19 protein-coding genes are annotated in these 22387 nt (G+C 44.2%); 1 reads left to right on the top strand and 18 read right to left on the bottom strand.

What is annotated here, in order from left to right; translation table 11 throughout:
* Positions 1–2: 2 nt before the first annotated feature.
* From BUA56_RS23030 to BUA56_RS16295, 12 genes are all read right to left on the bottom strand, one after another.
* Positions 3–155 (bottom strand): arginase, encoded by a 153-nt coding sequence (locus BUA56_RS23030; protein ID WP_072853737.1) that lies wholly within the window; start codon positions 153–155, stop codon positions 3–5.
* 251 nt (positions 156–406) lie between these two features.
* Positions 407–1978: a S1C family serine protease gene (locus BUA56_RS16245; RefSeq protein ID WP_072853739.1), complete on the bottom strand. Its 1572-nt coding sequence runs from the start codon at positions 1976–1978 to the stop codon at positions 407–409.
* 135 nt (positions 1979–2113) lie between these two features.
* Positions 2114–3940 (bottom strand): glutamine--fructose-6-phosphate transaminase (isomerizing), encoded by a 1827-nt coding sequence (glmS, locus tag BUA56_RS16250; RefSeq protein ID WP_072853625.1) that lies wholly within the window; start codon positions 3938–3940, stop codon positions 2114–2116.
* A gap of 75 nt (positions 3941–4015) precedes the next feature.
* A complete protein-coding gene (locus tag BUA56_RS16255) occupies positions 4016–4960 on the bottom strand; it encodes a glycosyltransferase family 2 protein (RefSeq protein ID WP_072853627.1) in 945 nt (314 codons plus the stop codon).
* Between the two features lie 75 nt (positions 4961–5035).
* Positions 5036–6142, bottom strand: coding sequence for an LCP family protein (locus BUA56_RS16260; protein WP_072853629.1), 1107 nt, complete (start codon positions 6140–6142; stop codon positions 5036–5038).
* A 16-nt stretch (positions 6143–6158) separates the two neighbouring features.
* Positions 6159–7562: an undecaprenyl-phosphate glucose phosphotransferase gene (locus tag BUA56_RS16265; protein ID WP_072853631.1), complete on the bottom strand. Its 1404-nt coding sequence runs from the start codon at positions 7560–7562 to the stop codon at positions 6159–6161.
* An 88-nt stretch (positions 7563–7650) separates the two neighbouring features.
* Entirely contained in the window at positions 7651–9168 is a 1518-nt protein-coding gene (locus BUA56_RS16270; protein WP_242946781.1) for a glucosyltransferase domain-containing protein, read from the bottom strand.
* 40 nt (positions 9169–9208) lie between these two features.
* Positions 9209–10165: a glycosyltransferase family 2 protein gene (locus tag BUA56_RS16275; protein WP_072853635.1), complete on the bottom strand. Its 957-nt coding sequence runs from the start codon at positions 10163–10165 to the stop codon at positions 9209–9211.
* Positions 10166–10178: 13 nt separating this feature from the next.
* Positions 10179–12044: a glycosyltransferase family 2 protein gene (locus BUA56_RS16280; protein ID WP_072853637.1), complete on the bottom strand. Its 1866-nt coding sequence runs from the start codon at positions 12042–12044 to the stop codon at positions 10179–10181.
* Between the two features lie 102 nt (positions 12045–12146).
* On the bottom strand, positions 12147–12488 hold the full coding sequence (locus BUA56_RS16285; RefSeq protein WP_084068026.1) for an EamA family transporter: 342 nt from the start codon (positions 12486–12488) through the stop codon (positions 12147–12149).
* Positions 12475–12825, bottom strand: a complete 351-nt coding sequence (locus tag BUA56_RS16290) for an EamA family transporter (RefSeq protein ID WP_072853639.1) — start codon at positions 12823–12825, stop codon at positions 12475–12477. Before BUA56_RS16290 ends, BUA56_RS16285 begins: the two co-directional genes overlap by 14 nt.
* 18 nt (positions 12826–12843) lie before the next feature.
* On the bottom strand, positions 12844–14205 hold the full coding sequence (locus tag BUA56_RS16295; RefSeq protein WP_072853641.1) for an ArnT family glycosyltransferase: 1362 nt from the start codon (positions 14203–14205) through the stop codon (positions 12844–12846).
* 183 nt (positions 14206–14388) lie between these two features.
* Between BUA56_RS16295 and BUA56_RS16300 the strand changes: the two genes are divergently transcribed.
* Positions 14389–15345, top strand: coding sequence for a glycosyltransferase family 2 protein (locus tag BUA56_RS16300; protein WP_072853643.1), 957 nt, complete (start codon positions 14389–14391; stop codon positions 15343–15345).
* Positions 15346–15401: 56 nt separating this feature from the next.
* Here the strand turns inward: BUA56_RS16300 and rfbD are convergent, their stop codons facing one another.
* From rfbD to BUA56_RS16330, 6 genes are read right to left on the bottom strand one after another with little or no spacing between them, the layout of a single operon-like run.
* Positions 15402–16250 carry a dTDP-4-dehydrorhamnose reductase gene (rfbD, locus tag BUA56_RS16305; protein ID WP_072853645.1) on the bottom strand — a complete coding sequence of 283 codons (849 nt, stop codon included), beginning with the start codon at positions 16248–16250 and terminating at the stop codon, positions 15402–15404.
* A gap of 29 nt (positions 16251–16279) precedes the next feature.
* Complete coding sequence (locus tag BUA56_RS16310) at positions 16280–17938, bottom strand: glycosyltransferase family 2 protein (protein WP_084068027.1); 1659 nt, start codon at positions 17936–17938, stop codon at positions 16280–16282.
* A gap of 2 nt (positions 17939–17940) precedes the next feature.
* On the bottom strand, positions 17941–19191 hold the full coding sequence (locus BUA56_RS16315; protein WP_072853649.1) for a glycosyltransferase family 4 protein: 1251 nt from the start codon (positions 19189–19191) through the stop codon (positions 17941–17943).
* Between the two features lie 35 nt (positions 19192–19226).
* Complete coding sequence (locus tag BUA56_RS16320) at positions 19227–20198, bottom strand: glycosyltransferase family 2 protein (RefSeq protein WP_072853650.1); 972 nt, start codon at positions 20196–20198, stop codon at positions 19227–19229.
* A 12-nt stretch (positions 20199–20210) separates the two neighbouring features.
* Positions 20211–21449 (bottom strand): hypothetical protein, encoded by a 1239-nt coding sequence (locus BUA56_RS16325; RefSeq protein ID WP_072853652.1) that lies wholly within the window; start codon positions 21447–21449, stop codon positions 20211–20213.
* Positions 21442–22377: a class I SAM-dependent methyltransferase gene (locus BUA56_RS16330; protein ID WP_072853654.1), complete on the bottom strand. Its 936-nt coding sequence runs from the start codon at positions 22375–22377 to the stop codon at positions 21442–21444. The genes BUA56_RS16325 and BUA56_RS16330 overlap by 8 nt, the downstream gene beginning before the upstream one ends.
* Between the last annotated feature and the right edge of the window lie 10 nt (positions 22378–22387).

Consider the following 22387-nt stretch of genomic DNA (forward strand, 5'->3'; position numbering starts at 1 on the left):
CATTATCTCTCCATAATGGTTACCCCTTTCAGGGCGTGTCGTGCAGACCTCCCCAGGTACCACACGTTTCTTTCTCTCCATCCATCTGCCACATCTACCATACATGATTCCGGGTAGTTATTGGACTTCGACTTGTCATGCAGCCTTATCCTCATGCATAGCCTCTTATGTGGTTTCTGTTCGTCAGACCAGAGATTTGCCCATGGGTTCGTATGTTCCCCATATCCGGCTTCCTTCGGATTCCACCTCACAATGGACACCCTTGCCTTCGGCTATATCCTTCCCACCACCGGGCGGATTCCGGACTTGCACCGGTTAGAAACGTGCGCCGCCGGGCGCACATGAAAAAGGAACTGCAGGCCGACAAATAGCCTGCGGTTCCCTTATCCTATTCTGTAGTCATTTATTACTGTTTCTGCTGTACATTGGAGGGCATATCACTCTTGTTTCCTAAGGTTACAGAAAGAGTCTGCTCTTTGTATTCTCCGTTTTCCGCACGTGCAACCGTCACATCCACAGTCTTTCCTGCCTCATAATATTCCAGCTGCTCAATGAGGGCATCTGCTGAAGAGACACTGGTTCCTTCGATCTTTGTGATAATGTCGCCTTTCTTAATCCCCGCTGCCTCTGCAGGACCTCCTGAGGTAACTTCTGATACGAAGGCTCCCTGAGGCATATTATACATCTCTGTAATCTGCGAATCTACATTTTTACAGCTAATTCCCAGATAAGACTGCTTATTCTCATCTGTCACTTTATATTTTGTCTCCTGATTCATCAGTTCATTTAAGATAGGTTCCGCTGTTGTAATGGGGATTGCATACCCCATGCCTTCTACTTCACTGGATGCAAATTTAACGGAGTTAATACCGATAACCTCACCCTTCATGTTCAGGAGCGCACCGCCGCTGTTGCCTGGGTTGATAGCTGCGTCTGTCTGAATCAATCTGCTTGTAACATTTTCAACGCTTACTTCCCGGTTCAGAGCACTGACATATCCGGATGTTACAGACTGTCCGTATCCGAGGGCATTGCCGATAGCAACTACCTGGTCACCTACCTCAAGGGCATCAGAGTCTCCTAATTTAGCAATTTTAATCTGACTTTTAACGTCTTCCGGGATATCTGCTAATTTTACCGCAATTACAGCCAGATCGTTATCTGGATCGGTACCTTTTATCTGAGCCTCCACTGCATTGGGATCCTGTTCGCTGGAAGAAGCTGACTGACTGTCAGATTCTGCAGCAGCCGCATCCTCCTGCCCGGTAAAGCAGACTGTAAGGGTTGTGGCTCCGTCTACTACGTGGTTATTGGTAGCTATCAGTAGTTCTGAGTCGTTCTGCCCTACAATAATTCCTGACCCACTGCTCTTACCCTCATATTGCTGGCTGCCAAAACCAAAATAATTCGGAACTTCCTGGACACTGATATTCGTGATAGCTACCAGGGATGGCATTACATTTTTAGCAACTTCTTTTACGGAAGATCCCGCTGCGGATGTGTCTGCCGCGGAGGTATTAATCACTGAACTGTCAGAGGTTCCAACCGGATCTGTGGTTCCAATCTTGACCTGTTCCTTTTCTTTTGTACCGTTCAGACTGTTGCCTACCGCATTGACTGCCTGAAAACTAACACCGGCCACGAGCCCAAATACTACGGCAAAGCTAACGCATACGGCAAATTTCTTTCCCCATCCTCCTGAGGAAACGGCCTTTTTCCTTTTCTTGGGGGGCTCCTGAGGGGGGACAGGATTTGAAATATGGTAGGAGTGATACTGGGTTTTTTGTTCTCCGGCATCCTCCTTTTCTGAGGCGGAGGTCTGTCTTGCTTCTTCCTCCCCGCTGCTGTCTCTCATAGTAAAATTAATCTGTGACTCCGAACTGCGGATAGTATCTTCCTTTTGATTCTCTTCCCCGGGATGCTCTGTGCCTTCCGGTAAATTGTTTAATGAATTATCTCTGTTCCACTCTTCATTCATAATAATCATGCTCCCTTCTATCTTCAACGTTTTTATTTATCTTTCTTTATCTTATGGCTTTAGTCTAACAACCATTTGTGTCTAAATTGTGATAGAACGTTGAAGAAATCATGAAAGGGGAAATTTCTTTATTTTCTATTCAACAGTGACCGATTTTGCCAGGTTTCTGGGCTTATCTACATCAAGGCCTTTGCCCAAAGATACATAATATGAAAAAAGCTGAAGAGGTATAATTGCAAGAGAATTAGCAAAATATTTGTTTGTCTTGGGAAGGTAGATCACATAGTCAGCACTTTTTTCAATTTCAATATTACCGGCGTTTGTAACAGCCAGTACAAAAGCCCCTCTGGTTTTTACTTCCTGCACGTTGCTTAAGGTTTTCTTGTAAAGCTCTTCCTGGGTAAGAACCGCGCTCACCAGGGTCCCCTCCTCAATCAGAGAGATGGTGCCATGCTTTAATTCTCCTGCCGCGTACGCCTCTGAATGGATATAGGAGATCTCCTTCAGCTTTAAAGATCCCTCCATAGAGATAGCATAGTCTATGCCCCTGCCGATAAAGAACACATGCTCTGTAGCCAGATATCTGTTGGCAAATCTCTGTATTCTCTCCTTATTCGCCAGCAGAAGCTCAATCTGTGCAGGAAGCCGCTTCAGATCTTCTATCATCTCCTGGAATACTTCTTCCGAGATCTCGCCTCTTACCTTTGCAAACTTCATTGCCAGCAGATAGTGGGCAATCAGCTGTGTGCTGTATGCTTTTGTTGTGGCAACCGCAATCTCAGGGCCTGCCCAGGTATACATGACATTATCAGCTTCCCTGGCGATAGAACTTCCCACCACATTTACAATGCCCAGCACTTTAATTCCATGAGATTTTGCCTCCCTGAGAGCGGCCAGAGAATCCGCTGTCTCCCCGGACTGGCTCACAATGACAGCAAGGGTATTCGGTTCGAAGATAGGGTTCCTGTACCGGAATTCCGATGCCAGATCGACCTCTACGGGAATCCTGGCCAGCCCTTCAAACACATACTTAGCTGTTACTCCTGTGTGATAAGCGGAACCGCAGGCTATAATATATATTTTCTTTATCGCCCGGATCTCTTCGTCTGTCATCCCCAGTTCTTCAATGACAATATCACCGTCCTTCAGACGCGGGCTTAAGGTATCTGTCACTGCTTTCGGCTGCTCATACATCTCCTTAAGCATAAAAAATTCATAGCCGCCCTTCTCAGCAGCACTAATATCCCACTCAATGGTGGTAGGCGTCTTTTCCAGAACTTCTTCATCCACATTAAAAAACTCCACACTGTCATTGGTCATGCGGACAATTTCTTCGTTCTCAATAAAATATACACTTCTTGTATATTTTAAGACAGCAGGAACATCAGAAGCGATAAAATTTCCCACCTGGCTTTTACCTACAATAAGAGGACTGTCCTTTCGCACCGCGTATACCTGCTTAGGATGCTCCTGAAACATAATCCCCAGTGCATAAGAGCCCTCCATCCGGTGCATGATCTTTACAATTGCCTCCAGGGGATCTCCTTTATAGTAGTAGTCCAGCAGATGGGCAATTACCTCTGTATCGGTCTCTGACACAAATTCATAGCCTTTATTTTCCAGCTTTTTTCTTAGCTTCAGATAATTTTCTATAATTCCGTTGTGTACTACAACAATACTGCCGTCTCTGTTAAAGTGGGGGTGGGCATTAATATCCGAAGGTGATCCGTGAGTAGCCCACCGGGTATGCCCGATCCCTGCCGTACCGGGGAGTGTGCTTCCTCCATGTGTCAGTTCATCCAGAACCTTTAACCTGCCCATGGATTTTACCATCTCAATATCGGTTCCATTGTAGACAGCAATCCCCGCGGAGTCATATCCTCTGTATTCCAACTTTGAAAGTCCATCCAGCAGAATGGGAGCAGCCTGCTGTTCGCCAATATATCCTACAATTCCACACATACTTTTAACCTCCACCTGTTTGTACAATCGTACTTGTTTTTTGTCCTTTTACAATAACAGGCTTATCATACCAGATTACATTTTAAATGTCCAGTATTCCTTATTCATGGTGCATATACGGATCAGCCATTTGGGCAGCCTGCGGTAGGCCTTCCCCAGACGGTATCCCAGAAACTTAAATCCACTGTTTAAGAACAGATAGGGAAGCAGCCATGGCTTGTGTATGGCACACAGATAGGCCGCTGTTCTCTTTACAAGGCGTATCCCCTCATTCTCCGACTTTATATTTGCGAAAACCTCCGGATGAGTTACCTGGGAAACAGCAAGATCAAAGTTTCTCTTCAGCTGCTGGATATTCCCATAGTTGTGGGAATGATAGACTCTGGCCTTGGCCGTATACGCAATGGCATACCCTTTATGAATCAGATGGCCCGCATAAATCATATCTTCATTAAATATTGTGTGCAGGGGAAACCCGCCCAGCTTCTCATACGCAAGACGGTCATAAGCAGCACATACATTAGAGCAGAAAAATGTCTTAATCCCCAATTCAGGCAAATCCTCTAAGCTTTTTATACGGCTGGTTTTCGGATAATTAAAGGAGCGGGTATACCGCTCTATTATCCGGCAGTCGCTGTTCGGCAGCTGACGTGCATAGGCAGCTTTTACCTTTTCATTTTCAAAGGCTTCTGTCAGGTTCTCTACCAAATGTGTATCTGCGGGTACCGCATCCTGGGTCATAAAAAGGACGATGTCTTCCTGGCAGCAATACCCTACAGCTTCATCCCTGGTTCCTCCATGATCAAATTCGGACTTTTCGATATGGTGTACTTCCATATTAGGAACCTCCCTCTCCCAGGATTCCTTCCAATATTCCTTCCCTGTATTCATGATTACAATTTTTTCTATGGGATAGCTTTGTTTCGCCAGCCCATGAAGCAGCTTTACAAATTCATCCCCGGCTTTGTAAACAGGAATCACTACATCCACTGTTTTTCTGCCTTTCTTCCTCTCTTCCATCCTTTTCTTCTCCTTCCTGACGTTATAACAGTGACCCGGGTGTTTACCCGGGTCACTGTTATAACTGATCATTTTCTATTCTTCACTGCTCTCGTCACTGCTGCTGTCAACGGATTTGTTTTTACCGATTCCTGTCAGTTCAACCGTATACTTGCTTCTCTTATGAATAGTATCGGAAGGTGCATAGGCTTCATCTGCAAACAGGAACTGATGCAGCTGTACTACATTGGTCTCCAGATTATCCGGTATTACACAATCTTGCTTCTTTACCTTTTTCTCCGTGTGTTCAAACGGGAAGCCTGCCGTCTCTGTAATCTGGTAGGACAGCATGGACATACCCATGTCGATAATTTCATTTTTCTGCAGGTTAGTAGAAATCATAGGGAACACCTTATCCATAATTTTCATTAGAGTAGGTACCCCTGCAGTTTTTGCTTTGTCCACAATCTTAGAAATAACCTCTCTCTGTCGCTCTGTCCTGGTAAAATCATTGCCGGATGTATAACGGATTCTTGCATAGGCAGTTGCCTGGATTCCTGTCATATTATAAGTCCCCGGCCCCGGGAGCTTCTCATAGTCTTTTCCGGTAATTTCCTTCAGCTCCACACAGTAATTATTCAGATGGACATACTCCTGATCGTCAACTTCAATTTCAATTCCCCCTAACATATCTATGACTTCAATTAGGGAGTCAAAATTTACAGATACATATTGGGTGATATCCAGATCCAGATTCGTATTCATCATGGAAATCGCCTGCTCCGGTCCTCCGTAAGCATAGGCAGCATTACATTTTGTATAAGTGTCGTCTCCCACATTGAGGTACGTATCACGGTAAAGAGAAATAAGCCGTACTTCTTTGGTGTCATTATTGATACTGGCGATAATCATAGTATCACTGTTCCCCTTTTCCAGGTTCCCGTCACGGGAGTCAAGTCCGAACAGTGCAATATTCATATAGCCGGTAAGCTTCTCATTCTGCACAACCTCCTCATTAATCTCTACCTTTTCCATATCAAGGGTCTTAGTATCGATTTTGTCCAGCTGCTGATTTAATTTGGCATACACAAACAGTGCACTGATCAGCACCAGCAGAATAAGCAATTCAATACCAAATAATATTCTTCTTCTCTTTCGTCTTTTGTAGGCCTTGCTGGCCTTATTCAGTTTTTTCTTAGCCATTTTCAATCCCCTTAACCTAATAAGCGTTTTTGTTTACAAATCCTTTGAATATGGTTAAAAACAAAATTTTGATGTCAAGACCAATGGTCCAATTCTCAATGTAATATAAATCATATTCAATTCTTTTGCGAATGGATGTGTTCCCCCTGTATCCATTCACCTGTGCCCATCCGGTAAGCCCGGGCCGCACCTGATGTTTAATCATATATCTTGGGATTTCTTCCCTGAACTTCTCTACAAAAAACGGACGTTCCGGTCTGGGCCCCACAAGGCTCATATCCCCTTTTAAAATATTAAACAGCTGCGGCAGCTCATCAATGCTTGTTTTCCGCATCAGCTTGCCGAAGTTTGTAACTCTTGGGTCATCCTTAACTGTCCAGGCCTTTTTTTCTTCTGCATCCGGCTGCACATCCATAGAGCGGAATTTATACATCCAGAAGTTTCTGTTGTGAAGGCCAACCCTCTCCTGCTTAAAGATCAATGGACCCGGAGAGGTGATTTTTATCATAATCACCGTAAAGAGCATAACAGGTGAAAATAATACAATTGCAACAATGGAACCTGCAATGTCCATCAGACGCTTTACCATAGCATTAAAGGTATTGGACAATGGAACATAGCGAATATTAATTACCGGAAGTCCTAAAATATCTTCCGTATATGGTTTTGTAGGAATAATATTATTATAATCTGGGATAAACTTTGTATGAACGCCGGACTTTTCGCAGAGAGAAACAATCTCCTCCAGCCGGAAGTATTCACTTAGACCCAGGGTAATCGCAATTTCATCCAAACGGTTTGCCGGAAGAATTACCAGAAGATTCTCAATTCTCCCAATGACTTTAATCCCTTTGTATTCGGTCCCGGCCTCTACACTGTCATCCAGAATACCCCGAACCTTATATCCCCACTGAGGATTCTGAATGATACGGTCGATATACTCTTCTGCCGCTCTGCTGTACCCCACCAGCAAAATGTGCTTTTGATTCAGCCCCCGCCGGCGCATGTCACGGAGAATAAACCGTATAGCATTGCGCACAATTGTCTCAGCCACAATATTGATGCCGTAAAAAATAAAGAGCATAGTACGTGAAAAATTAATTTCCCGCATCAGATAAAGTCCGACAATCAGCAGAAACAAACCAATGGTATTCGCCTTAACGATATTGCTGACTTCCAGCCGCCTTCCCTGCACCCGTTTGGGGGTATACAGGTTAAATGCATAATATAATATCAAATATCCCGGAACGATGACAACCAAAGCTGCCATGTAACGTTCAAACGATAATGTCTTTACCGAATTCTGAAAAAAGGGACTTTCAAACTTGATAAACCATGCCAGCCAGTAAGACACAGCAATTACAAAAGCATCAATCACTACATGCAAGCGGTTAAAATGCTTTTGATTGTCTTTAATCAATGGTTACCACCTTCTATTTCATCTTAATCATTAATACTATACAATAAAACCATACAAAGGGCAACTAAATATTTTCTTAAGTCTTTCCTTATTCAACATTGTTCGTCAAAAACCACTTCCCGGTGGGCTGGGAAAAATAAACAATAATTGTCTCGTCAGTCTCCCGGATACTATTTTCCATAGGCCATTCCCTCATTCCCTCCATCTGATCCAGAGAGATTTTGATCTGTTCTGGCGTAGGTTTCATAATCCGGTAACCCTCGGTAGCCAAAAAATCAGCCATCCTGGCAATATTGCCGTCATCCCATGCAAAGACAGAGCCTCCGATAGTATCAGATGTTTCTATTGGAACAGAATCATAATCTTCCATTCCCACAAAAACCACCGGTTTCTTATGATAATCCATGCCCCCCTTTTTTATATCGTACATCAACTGGTTGGCAACAGTCCGATCATGCTCATATCCGATACTCCCATAGTAAAACAAAAGATTCATGTTTCGGGCATTTAAAAACAGCAGATAGGAAAGAACAACAACCGCTGTTTTTTTGGCTGCGCTGCGCTTTATGGCAGAGAGAATCAGCCAGATTTCTATCCCTCCTGCCAAAGGAAGTGCAAGAAGGTGTCTTCCGTGGGTTTTATAAGTCCCCAGTACCAGGTACAGGATGAACGGAGCTGCCGTAAGAGCTGCCGTAAAAAACAGAATCCCTGCTTTTCTTCTTCCCCCTTTTTCCGCAAAGAATCTCCAGACGGAAAAGAGTACAAAGGCTGCTGTCACCGCACAGAGAACCACTCCACCGTATATTTTTACTTCTCCCACTGGAATGCCGAAGGAAACACGCGCTATATTAGCAAATGCCATAAACAGGGCCCTCAGAGGACCGCCCTCATCCAGCCATCCCACATAATTTTCCTCCAGGTAATCTGCGGTTCCGGTCAGGAAGACAACACCCATATTAATCAGGTAATATATGATAATGCTTCCAATGCACAGAGAGGCACATACCCCAATCTCTCTGCCAAGCCGCTCCCGCCCATCCATAAAGTTTAGAAGGCAGTAGCCCACAACGGCTGTAACATACACACAGATAAGAGCCTGATAAACCCCAAACGCAAAGATCAAGAGAAGCAAAATGACGGGAATTTCCTTCTTTCCGCTGCCCTTTAGCAGGCAAACAGACCGCCAGAAAGCAAGTGCGGTAAAAACCATAGCCACACAAACCTGCAGATTAAACATGGAAAATGAAAGAATCTCTCCTACCACGAAGGGCAGGGAAGAATAGTACGAACAGAAAAAGAAAAGAGGCAGTCTCTTATCCCCTGAATCCTTTCCCAGAAGACTGTAGGCGTAGATAATGCCCGAAAGATTCCAGAGAACAATCGACAGAAAGTCCCACAAAAACGGTGCATAATTACCATTCTGTGTAAACAGCCAGTTGAAAATTTGGGTGCTGAACCTCCCCTGAAGGAGCCAGAGAAGAGAAGACCCGTCCGCCAGAATCCACGTTTCTTCATCAATGGTTATTGTATGATGTGTCAGCATAAAACCAAAACAAACCAGAGAGAAAAGAAATGCTCCTGCAAATACTTTTCTGTTTTTATTCATATATTCCAGCATATCGTCACGTTCCTTTCTCCTTGTCCTGTCAGCGCATCAGTCTTCTTACTATATTAAGATACAGTTCCCACTGGATTCTCAGATAATTTATCAAATGTTTTCCGGAAAATTTTACCTTTTTTTCCTTTGCGCTGATTCTAAAACCATTGACAATCCCGGCTGCATATTCTCTTGCAAAACCTTTCTCCGCAAAAAATATCTCTTTCGCCAGAAATCCGGCCAGAAGCAGCGGAAGATTCCATAGAATTTGAAGGAGAGGCATATTCTTATAAATCAGGTAGATATTATTTCTGGAGGAATAGCGTACCTTAAACAAATTATATCTGGAGCCGCTGGTTCCGCTTCCCACATGATGTACAACAGCATCCGGAGTAAAGATATTCTCATATCCATAGATTCTGGCCCGATACCCGATATCTATATCTTCAAGATACGCAAAGTGTTCCTCGTCAAAATATCCGATTTCTTTCATAATACTTTTCCGGTAGATAGAAGCTCCGCCGCAGGCGGCAAATATCTTTTCCTCACGCTGATACATTTCCTGAAGCTTCCCTTTCCCCCTGGCAAATGCCCACCCCAGAGCACAGTAGTAATTCCCCGCATCATCTATCCTTGAGGGATCGTGCATCTGCACCATCTTACCCTGACAGGAAAATCTTTTTGGACTTTTACGGATGCTGTTCAGTAAATTCCCCACAAAATCCTTTTCCGCTTTTGTATCGTTGTTCAGCAGAAGCACATATGGGGCGCTGGATGCATATATCCCCTCATTTACAGCCCTGCAGAACCCAAAATTCTCAGAAAGCGCGATCAGCTTTACCTCCGGATATTCCTGCTGGACAAGCTCACGGCTCCCATCAGAAGATCCATTGTCGACAACGATTACCTCAAAGTTGGTAAAGCGCTGAGCCTTCAGCGCCTCCAGACAGTCTCTCATATATGCAATTCCATTAAAATTAGGTATCACGACGGATACTTCCTTCATAATACTACCTCTTCTATCTCATCTGATGCTTCAGACGTTCTATTGGCTTCAAAGAATAATTCCATTTCGTCAGAGATAGATTTTTATTGTAGCAGGGATCTCCCTCTTTTAATATCTCTTCCCAATGACAGCGGATATATTCTATTTCTCTTTGAAATCTTCGTACTTTTTCTTTGTTGTCTTCAATCCCCCTGCTTTTTGATTCATAATGATACAGTTCCGCATAAGGATTATAAACAATCAAATATTCTGCCTGTCTTACTTTCAGGCAGAGATCTATATCGTTAAAAGCAACCTTCAGTTCTTCGGAAAAGCCGCCCACCTGAGCAAACACGTGTTTCTTCATCATCATGCAGGCTGCCGTCACCGCACTCATATCCTGCTGAACGGAGGCTTTGTGGAGATATCCGGTCCTGCTTCTGGGCATGTTTACAAACATATGGCCGGCAATACCGCCCATCCCAATGACACAGCCCGCATGCTGAATGGTGTCATCCGGATAATACAGCTTCGCCCCCACAGCACCCACTTCCTTTCTCTGGCAGTGGCCCAGCAATTCTTCCATCCACCTGGGATTAATCACTGTAATATCATTATTCAGAAACAGCAGATATTCCCCATTCGCATAGGAAACCGCATAATTATTAATTGCAGAATAATTAAATTCACCCTCCCAGACAATGACACGTATCTTCTCATTCGTTTTCAGTTCCTCATAATACTGAAATATCTCCGGCGAAGTACTGTTATTCTCTATTATCAAGATCTCGTAATTGGAGTAAGATGTTAGTTCCATTACTGAATCGAGACATTTCTTTAATGATTCTTTCTCATCTTTATTGGGGATAATCACAGACACCAAAGGCTCTCCGTCAACCGGATACTCTACCCGGTAAAACCCCAGGTCCTTGGTATGGCTTACCCTTCCCTTCACTCCCATCCGGTCCAGGTGGGCTTCAATTGCCCTTTTTCCTGCATCAAAAGCATACATTTTACTGGCAGGATTATCTGCCGTTGATGCTTTGTGTGTTCTCCAGTGATAGAGTATCTCCGGTACATGTGCCACTTTCCGGGCCTTCTCCACACAGCGGAATATGAAGTCATAGTCCTGAGCCCCATCGAACTCTCTGCGGAATCCCCCTGCCTGTTCCACCAGTTTTTTTCTCACCACAAAAAAATGACAGATATAATTATTGGAGCGCAGCAGGTCAAGGTTAAAATCAGGTTTAAAATGGGGCTGGAAATGCTCGTCCAGCTCTGCAGTGACTTTATCCTCGTCTGTATAGACAGCATCTGTCATTTCATCTCGTTCCAGAGCGGCAGCAATCTCATATAGGGCATTGGGCGCCAGAAGGTCATCGTGATCCAGCAACCCCACAAAATCACCGGAAGCCATAGCAAAAGCCGCGTTCGTATTTTCTGCAATTCCCAGGTTCTTCTCCAGTTTCTGAAAATGAATCCTGGAATCTTTATCTGCATATTCCTCCAGAATCTCTTCCATACCTTTATCCTCCGGGCTGCCGTCAGCTATACACAGCTCCCAATTATCATAGGTCTGATCCAACAGAGAATCCAGCATCTGGCGCAGAAAAAGCTCCGGCGTACGGTACGCCGGCACTACCACACTAATTTTATATTTCTTATTCCAATGTCTACTCTTTTGCAGCTCCAGTTCCTCTTTTCCTGGTATGTACTGTTCGTACCAGGGCCCGTAAGGAATTTCCTCAGGTTCAAACCGCTCGCTGAGCCGAACCCAGAATTCCTTTAATCCGTAATGCTTCAGATATCTCAGCCCCTTTTGGATAGTATAAGGAGAGAGCTTTTTCAATACTCTGCTCCACTCTATTCCTCCCAAAGGCATATTATTATTTTCACTCATAATGTTTTTCCTTATATATCGCCTGCCAGGAGCAGACATTTGTGTACTTGATACAGTATTCTAGCATTATCCAGAGGCTTTTGCAAGATTCCATGCATAATCTCAGGAGTAAAAGACTACAATTCCCACCAAAATCAAAAGATTCCCCAATAGTTTTCTCTTCGTGATCTTCTCCTGAAAGAACACCCAGCTGAGTACCATTACAAATATAAATCCCAAAGACTCAACCACAGGCCCATTCTTAAAGTCTACTTTTTTGTACGCAGCAATGGTAAGTAAAGTAGATAGAATCATCAGTGCATACCCGGCAATTACATGGATATTAAGATACTCTCGTATAATCGAAGGGTAGACCTTCCCGGCACTTTTCTTCAGCAGCACTTGAGAAAAGGCGGCCACTACCACCGCTGCCACCAGAAATAAATAATAATTATTCACTGTCATCTGTATTCACCACCATTATCCCTGCAAATATAATCCCAACGCCCAGTAAATTGCGAAGAGTTACGGTTTCCTTAAAAAATAAAACTGCCCACAGCATGGACCAGAATATTGCAAACGCTCTGTTGGCATAGGCCACAGATAGTTCCACACGCTTTATCACCTGCTGCCAAACGACAGCATATATTCCCAGAACGCCCATCTGGATCCCATAACACAGGATAAATCCCCAGGACAAAAAGGGATAGCCTGAGGCAAACTTTGCAGCCACGGTCTCAAATGTATAAATGATAACCGCCAGCTGCAGTACTATAATCTGTATGGGTGATATTTTTTTCACTGTTGTTCTCCTTTTAGATTACGTAAAATGTACAAACCCGTATTTAGGGAATATAACACCAAAGAAGCTATACAAAGCTACAGCTGCAACAAACACAACAAGGAGTCCATAGACAGCTTTTTGCTTTTTCCCATCTTTTATCATTATTTGTGCCAAGGTCTTAATTCCATATACTACATAAAACATAAATGGAATCAGCATTGGCAGACTATACCTTCCCTGGGGCTGGAAATCTACAAAGTAAGAATGATAAAGGTTTAGAAAATTGGTGATGCCTATGGCCGCCAGCATCCCAATGTGGAAAAAGCCCTCCATGACCCATTCTCTGTTTTTTCTGATTGTAAAAAGCCTTTTCAGACGAATCAGACATCCCAAAGCTCCTCCGGTAAATATAACAAGATAAACAGCATATATACCCTGGGGCAGATAGACATCCATATATCCAAACACCCCTACAAAACTCTGAAACACCTTGTGCAGCCACTGCTGACCAAAGAGCATTCCCCCCAGCCCTATACCGGTATGATGCGGGTTAGGATTCAGGCTCGGCTTGTACTGGGGAATGGCGTACAAATCACCATAGTAGTTATTTGTCTTCAGGCCCAGAAAATCCCCGTCATAAATTATATAATTGCGGATAAACCACCATCCGGTCAGCAGAAACACGATCCCCAGAATAAACAGGCCCTTCCTCAAAAAAGGACTCCACTGCCACTTTTTCTCCTGACATAGTAACATAGAACAGGCAAAAATAAAAGCACTGCTTAGAAGATAACCATAGGCATTGTAATAAGAAAGTATACAAAATGACATACCCACAGCAAGGCCAGCACAGTATTTATAGTCCCATTTGGTCTCAATTCCCCTTATCCACATGTATACGATAAAGGCTGTGGAGAAGATAGCCATAGCATCATTATTAACATATGCCCCCACAAATACAGCCTCCGGCAGAAGCATGCAGAGTGCAATATAAAGCCAGCTTCCTGATTCCGGAAATAATTTCTTTCCGATTTTTACGGCAAAAACTGCCGTTCCTGTAGTAAACAGTACACTTGGTATCCTGGCCGCCATAACCAGAGCAAAATCACTGGCAGAAAAAAAGCTCACAATCTTCATAAATCCCGCAGAAAAAATATACGATAAGATAGGAAAAAAGCCATAGGAAACTCCCCAGTAGGGGTCCCGGATCCTGGGATCTCCTCCGTGAGGCAGAGCTCCATATTTATAAATAAAATGCGGAATCTCATATCGCATATACTCATCCGGTGCATTATTGTACGGTATAATAAATGCCCACATGAGCACAAACACAAATACAAAAGCAATAAAAAACCTGTTTAAGTTTCTCCCCTCATTTTTCAACAGATACTCTTTCATAAATTATACTCCTTATTTTAATTTTCTCCCTAAATACCCGCTCCTTATCATATCATACTGTGTCTAAAATTTAATTAAATCTTTCTTAAAAATCTTTAAGCTTCCTCTCTTGCCCCTTTCTTTCCATTTTTTCCTATGCTATAATAACCCCTGCAAGGATTAGAGAAAGAGGAGGCAATTCCCTTGAAATATGATAAAAAACTTTCATTTGTAATTCCCTGCTACTACTCAGAGCTGTCTGTCGGTCATGTGGTAGAAGGGATTTTTCAGGCATTCCCCGCGGATGACTATAATTACGAAATTATACTGGTAAATGACGGTTCCAAAGACAATACCTTTTCCGTCATCCAGGAGCTTGCCCATAAACATCCCCAGATAATCGCTGCAAATCTGTCCCGAAATTTTGGACAAGATGCCGCACTGATGGCGGGCTACTCCCTGTGTACCGGGGACTACATCATTTCCCTGGATGACGACGGCCAGAATCCCCCTATGGAAGCTCACAAGCTTCTGGAAAAGATCCAGGAAGGATACGATGTGGTTTTTGGCAAATACCATGTGAAGAAACACAGCCGTTTTAAAAACTGGGGCAGCCGTCTGAACGATCGCATGGCCACCTGCCTGCTGAACAAACCAAAAGAACTGACTTTATGCAGTTACTTTATCATGACCCATTTTGTGGTAGACCAGATACTGAAGTATGACAGCGGTTTCCCCTATATCTGGGGATTAATTCTCCGTTCCACAGATAAAATCGCCAATGTCTATATTGACCATAAGGAACGGGAATTCGGTACCACAACCTTTACCCTCGGAAAACTTGTCATGCTCTGGCTGAATGGATTTACTTCCTTTTCCATTAAGCCTCTGCGCCTGGCCAGCATTGCTGGCGGTGTTTTCTCCTGCCTTGGATTCCTGGGGGCACTCTACATTGTGATTAGCCAATTCTTCCATCCAGAGCCAATTGTGGGATGGGCCTCCCTGATGTGTGTACTGCTGGTAATCGGTGGTCTGCTTATGATTATGCTGGGGCTGCTGGGAGAATATATCGGACGTGTTTTTCTCAGCATCAACAAAGCACCTCTCTTCATCATACGGGATCTATACAGAAATCCGGAAGAGAATAAAAACGAAAATTAAAATGAGGCTGCCGGTATTTCCGGTGCCTCATTTTTCTTTCGTAACTGTAACCTCCGTCAACGCTCCAGAATAATATCCAGATAGCGGGACAGCGCATCCTGCCATGCCGGCAGGCGCTGAAATCCGTTTGCCGTAAGCTTTTCTTTACTCATCCTGCTGTTATGAGGACGCTTTGCCTTTGCCGGAAACTGAGAACTGTCCACAGGATTCACCTTAACTTTAACTCCTGCCTGACGGAAGATTTCACTTGCAAATTCATACCAGGTACATAGACCTTCATTTGTCGCATGATAAAAGCCATAGTTATCTGTCTCTATCATATCTACCAGCAGTCTCGACAGATCATATGTGTACGTGGGAGATCCTATCTGATCATTTACCACATTCAGCTCATCATGTGATTTTGCCAGATTCAGCATCGTCTTTATAAAATTCTTCCCATTTACGCCGAACACCCACGCAATACGGACAATAAAAAATTTCTCCACATTGTTTTCTACTGCCAGTTCCCCTTCATATTTTGTCTGTCCATAGATATTCAGAGGCTGCCTGGGATCATCCGGTTCCCAGGGCCGTTCCCCTTCTCCGTCAAACACATAGTCTGTGCTGATGTATACCATCTTTGCATCCAGTTTTTTGCATACCTTTGCAATATTTTCTGTCCCGAAGGCATTTACTTTCCGGCAAAGCTCTTCATTGTCCTCAGCCGCATCAACTGCCGTGTAGGCGGCACAGTGTACCACAGTATCTGCCCCAGACTCTGAAATAACTGTTTCCACAGCCTCAGGATCTGTGATATCCATCTCCTCTACGTCTACCCCGATGCCCTCATATCCTCTTTTTGCCAGCTCATTCATAACATCAGTACCCAACTGGCCCTTTGCTCCTGTCACTAAAACTTTCATATTTGCTACCCGCCTTTCTTCTTCTCACACTATCCCAAAGAAAAATCACATCTCTTTTTCGTCAGGTTAGGATTATAACAGGGATCCCCTCTCTTAAGCTCACTCTTCCATATTTCACAGAACTTGTCCACTTCTTTTGGATTACACGATGTCTCAACCACAGCTTTCTCCTTTTGCTTAGACGGAGATCGTTCTGTACAAGCCTCTGCCATAGGCAGATACACAATCAGATATCCCGCCTGTTTCACCTTCAGGCAAAAATCCAGATTGGCCAGACCTCTGTCTGTAAAGAGATGTTCCTGATTCTGGCTTACTATATCGTATACCTCTTTTTTTACCATCATAAACTCTGAGGAAACCGCACTCACATCCTGCTGCATTACCGCTCTTGCACAGTATCCCAGTTCCTCCTTTGGAAGCCCGGAAAATGCATGGGCACCCAGTCCCTTGACTCCCAGCAGAATCCCTGCGGAATATACCCTTTGATCCGGAAAAAATAGTTTTCCCCCCACTGCACCAACCTCCGGTCTCTGGCAGTTAGAGAGCATCTCTTCCAGCCACCCGTCATTCAGTACGGTGATATCCTCACTGAAAAACACCAGATACTCTCCCCTGGCAGCCTCACCCAGGGTCACGATCTCATAATTGGTGTATGACGTGCGACTTTGAATTTTTTTTCTGCACGCCTCTGCCTTAGTCTCAGAAGTAACCGGTGCAATGATAATGGAAACCAGCGGTGTGCCGGTCAGCGCGTAGCGGGTACGGTAAAGCCCCCAGTGGCCTGCGTGCTCCACCTGTGCCTCTATGCTGAGACGGTTCAAATGGGATTCCACCGCCCTTCTTCCGGCCTCGTAGGCATACGCCTTACTTTCCGGATTCCCGGCAACGGAACCTGGATGCATTCTCCAGTAGTATAATATTTTAGGTATGTGCACAATCTCTGCTGCTACCTCCGTGCACCTCAGAATAAAGTCGTAATCCTGTGCCCCGTCATACTCCTTTCGAAAACCGCCAGCCGTCTCTGCCGTCTCTTTTCTGACCGTAAACAGATGGCAGATGTAATTATTCGTTCTCAGATAATCCAGATTGAAGTCCGGCTTGAAATGCGGCTGGTAATGAGTCACAAGCTCCATATCCACCTTATCCTCATCCGTATATACAATTTCTGCTCCGGGATTTTCCTTATAAGCCTTTACTATCTCATAGAGTGCTTCCGGCGCCAGCACATCGTCGTGATCCAGCAATGCAATGATATCTCCGGAAGCCATTGCAAGGGCTGCATTGCTGTTTCCGGAGATCCCCAGGTTTTCCTCCAAAAGTCTGTAACGGATTCTTTTCTCCCCGGCATATGCATTCTCTACCAGGTCTTCCAATTCTGTTTTGTCCTTTCCGCTCCCGTCAGCAATGCATAGCTCCCAGTTTTCATAGCTTTGGGCTATAACTGAATCTGTCATTTGGCGAAAGAAAAGGGCCGGTGTGCAGTATGCAGGCACAATGATGCTTACCAGAGGAGCATCTTCCCAATGTTCTTTCCTCTGCAGTTCCAGTTCCCTGGAGGATGCCCGGTGCATCTGGAACCACTTTTCATAGGCAATCCTCCTGCCTGTGAGAAATTCTGCAGACTTATTCATCATTTCTCTGACACCATAGGTTTTTCCGTACTCCAGAATGCGCTGCAGCTTTTCCATATCTATTTCCCGCTTTCCATCAGTTTTGCTTCATCCTCCCGGATCCAGTTTTTCAGCATATCACGGACCTTCTCTGCTTCCTTCAGCCAGGAGGTATCCTTTACATAGGCAAGCCCCTTTTTCCTGTACTTCTCCATCTCCTCCTCGTGGGTGAGATAATATTCCAGGGTATCCGCAATTTCATTGGGATCGTAGTCAACCAAAACAGCATTTTCCTCCGTTACCATCCAGGAGCTGTTGGCTCCCTTAGAGCATACGGCAACAGAATTGCAGGCCATAACTTCAAGGGGAACCAGAGAGAGATTTGTATTGGATATTACAAGGCATAAGTCACTTTGGGCATAGCACTCTGCCAATCCATTCATATCCAGAATCCCCTTATTCTGATGTTTAAAGGGAATGTTGTAATTGCTGATATCCCACCCCGCAAAGATCACTTCTACCTCTGGCATTCGTCTGCAAAGCTCGTCCAGTGCCAGTAGGCCCAATTCAAAGTCCCGGCGGGGCGTCACAGGCCGTGCATAGAAAAACACTCTCTGCACACTGTCTGTCCGCTCTCTGGGATAATAAAACTTCTTTTCATAGGAAAAATGAAAGCTTCCGGTCTCCATCTGATATTCCTCTCTCAGCTTGTCCCTCAGCCAGTCCCCTGCCGTGATTCCCCGGAATCCCATCTTATAAGTATTCTCCGCAAATTCATATTCGGATCCATGGGCATAAAAATATGGTTCAAAGTCCTGGACAAAATAGAATTTAGAGATTGTATTATTAAAATTCCTGACAAAATAAGCGGTGCTCCATGATGTCGCAATGGTCGCATGTGCATATTCCGCCAGAGATACATCGTAATAGGTTTCTACCCGCTCATCCAGAATAGGGAAATACTTTCGCAGGAATTCTTTCAGACTCTCATTGTCTTTAAAATTCGGAGATTTGTGCAGATAAATCCTGCTGTGAAATCCCATATTTTCAAGATTAGAAACAAACCGAAATATAGTAGTATGTCCCCCGGATCCAACCCCCATCTCCGGGATCACCCAGTTTAAAAGGTATGTTTCCTCCATCTTGTGTGACTCGTACGCTTCCTTTGAAAAGGGGATCTCCGTGCGGTCCATAATATACCGGTAGAATTCAATGGTCTCAATCTTAGGAGGTTCCATCTCTTCCTCATTAATCTTGTCAATGATCCCCCGGATCCCTTTGCGTTTTAAAAAGCTGCAGGCTCTTTTTGTAAATCTGACTACTCTTCCCATTTTTTACCTCTCTTTATTCTCATACTCAAACTCCCTTACGCATGTATCTGTTTATACTGCTGCGAAATCAGCCGGTCTATCCTCTGCTGCTTTTTCGGCGACCAGTCTGCATAACGCCCTGCCAGATATCCTCCAAAATATCTGCAGTGATTTTTCCTAATGGAATAAATCAGCCATTTTACTTTCTCTTTCCTGGGCAGTGTAATTGACTTAAGATAATGGTAATCTCCCCGTATATGATTCCATGTATATCGGGGAAGGTGATACCACTTCTCTACCAGTTTATATCTGTGCAGTTCATACAGCCCTTTATACTCATCATAATATCTGGAAAAATACGTCCCTATAGGATAGTTATGGGAATGGTATACCGGTGCAAACGGACAATACACCTTTTTATAACCCAACTCAATCATTTTAATTGCCCAGAGCTGATCCTCGGCAAAATTCACATCTTCATAGGGATACTTTTCAAAGATATCTCTCCTGACACAGGAATTGTTATCTGAAAAAAACGCCAATTTGTGTCGGTAGGCCTCCTCCTCTTTATACCGTTTTGGATCCTCCAGAAAGTATATAGTATTGTCAAGCCCGAATCCCTTAAAATGTCCGTCCAGATCTCTTTTTTCAAAAATATTACAGTCCTCGTACGGATAGTGAATCCCAAAGCCCCCTACAATATCCGAATCCAGCTTCATAGCGTCGATAAAATTCTGAAGCCAGGTTTCCGCAGCCGGGAGAGCATCCTGCGTAAGAAAAATAATATAGGTTCCCGTTCCCTTGAAGGCACCGTAATTTCTTGTTTTTCCATGACCGAACTCAGAGGGAGGAATCTGGTACAGCTTACAGTCATATTTCCTTATGATGTCCAGCGTGTTATCCTTAGAGCCGGAATCCACACATATAACCTCATAGGTATATTGGGTTTTTTGTGAAAATACTGCCGCCAGTACCCTGTCCAGCAGTTCTCCTCCGTTTTTCGTGGGGATTACAATAGTTACATCCATAATAGCCTCCAATTACTTTTCTCTCATATCCTTATATTTTCTGTATGCCTTCCAGACCTTGGTATTCTCCATCTTTTTGATTTTATCCTGCAAATGACGGATATTTAGCACCAGTTCCGACATTCTCTTAGCATCCTCCGCAGTTTTGAAGATTATACGGTATTTCACTCCCACTTCATCATAGTCCTCATTCTCAATAATCATAAAAGGTTTGTCCAGGAAATAGATGCAGTTTTCTCTGACCAGGGCACCGTTATGCTGTTCCAGGGAAATTGGAGTCCAGTCCTCCCCGGTCCGGGCAGCCACCTCTGTGAGTTCCAGGATACAGCTTTTCTCCTCCGGGTACAAGAACAGCCTCTGAATGCCCGTATTCTGAAGCGGAATGTTGAGTGAAATCTCCTTGTCCTTGGTCCTGTAATTGAACAGTTCCTTCGCTTCCCCGGGCGTCTCCTTCTCTGCTGTCAGACGTACTCTGGTGAATACATTCTGAGTATCCAGTTCCCGCAGCATATAGCACTGACGATCCATTCGCCGATACAGTTCCCCCAGGACTGTGTATTCCCCTGTGATATAACGCTGGAGTGAAATCTCCATTTCCAAATACAGCCTTCGTTCTTCCTCTGAAATATGCACGGTATCATAAACTTTATCTATCATCTCCCGGGGCAGCTTGCTGATCTCCACACTGTGGAACAGTGCACGGAACAAAATGAAAGAGAAAGGTACAGGAAAATCAAAAACCCATTCATAGTCAATCATGTAATATTGGTTTCTAAAAATTAGGTTCGTGGGAATGATATCTACATTAGAGACAGCACCGGCTCTCATCCCCTCCGGCAGCCGAACCTCTCCAAATATAGCATCAAAAGAATCTGTCCTCACAAACTCTCCGGCATGCCTGACACCAGAGACAATTCTTTCCAGAAGCCTTATCTCCTCCAGAAGCCCTTCCCAATCCTGTTGATTGATACACTTTTCCAGACGTTCCTCCATGCTTTCTCCCTCAATGTACGAGAATTCTGCAGTGCCTTCCTCAACCAGACTGCATGGACAGATAATAACTTCTTTATTATCCTTATATTCTTCCAGGAGGATCCTGCAGGAAGCCTCCAGCTTCTGAATATGTCCCACGGCCTTTGGAGATGCAGCCTTTTTCAGCAGCCTTCTTGGATTACCCTCTATAACCTGAGTCATAATCTGATATTCTTCTCTGCGCTCTTTGGAAAATTTAGCAAATACTACTTTACGCATCCTGTTCCCCCCTTTTTTGGGCGGTCACCAAAAAGGAATTGGAAAATTCCGGAAACAGACCAGCCTTTATGATTGAATCAAACGCTCTTGTCTCATCAAACAGCACAATACGATCCGTATCAAAATTTCTCTGGTTATTCACCAGCTCTCCATCCTTGGGAAGATACGAATCTGAGTAGATGGTGGTAGGAAGTTTGTAGTCGGGATACGGGTAATAAAATTGAACCTCATGAAATCCATTGCCCTCTAAGAGTTCTGAAAGTTCCTTCTTGCTGAAGGTTTTCACTCCGCTAGTGTTGGGGTATCCTTCCAGCCCCTCGAAAGGCCGTCCCACGTGATCTTCCGGACAGCCTGCAAAATACTTCAGCCCAAGCTTATTCTCAATTGCTATAATGACTGTGCCTTCTGCCTTCAGGAGGCCTCTAATCTTCGTAAGGAAATCGTCATAGGGACTGCAGGTGCCCATGTAGCTTTCTGCATACTCAAACACACCGATAAGGGTTACATAATCAAATTTCTCCTCTGTATGTGCGGAGACCTCATTAAAATTCCCCACCATAATCTCCAGGTTCCCTGCATTTTGGTTCCGGTAAGCGTTGATCATACTTCTTCTGTTAGACAGATCATTGGCGACTACTTTCTTCACTGCTCTTGTAAGCGCCCCGGTGATCGCCCCGCAGCCTGCGCCCACTTCAAATACCGCAGCCTCAGGTTCAAAAGGATACCACTCAATAATATTTTGCCTTTGCTTAGACAAATGGTACAGAATCGGCCATGATTTCTCCTTCATGATGATCTCAGGAAATTCTTCTTCCCTGTGGCTCTTAACAATCTTAAGAAGCTGCTCCTCCACCTCACCGTCACTATAGAGGTCTTCCCCTCCATAGTAATCCAGGTTCATCTTTACTTTTCCTATTTTCTCACCCATTTTGTATCCA

It is taken from the genome of Lactonifactor longoviformis DSM 17459, from assembly GCF_900129135.1.
Classification (GTDB): domain Bacteria; phylum Bacillota; class Clostridia; order Lachnospirales; family Lachnospiraceae; genus Lactonifactor; species Lactonifactor longoviformis.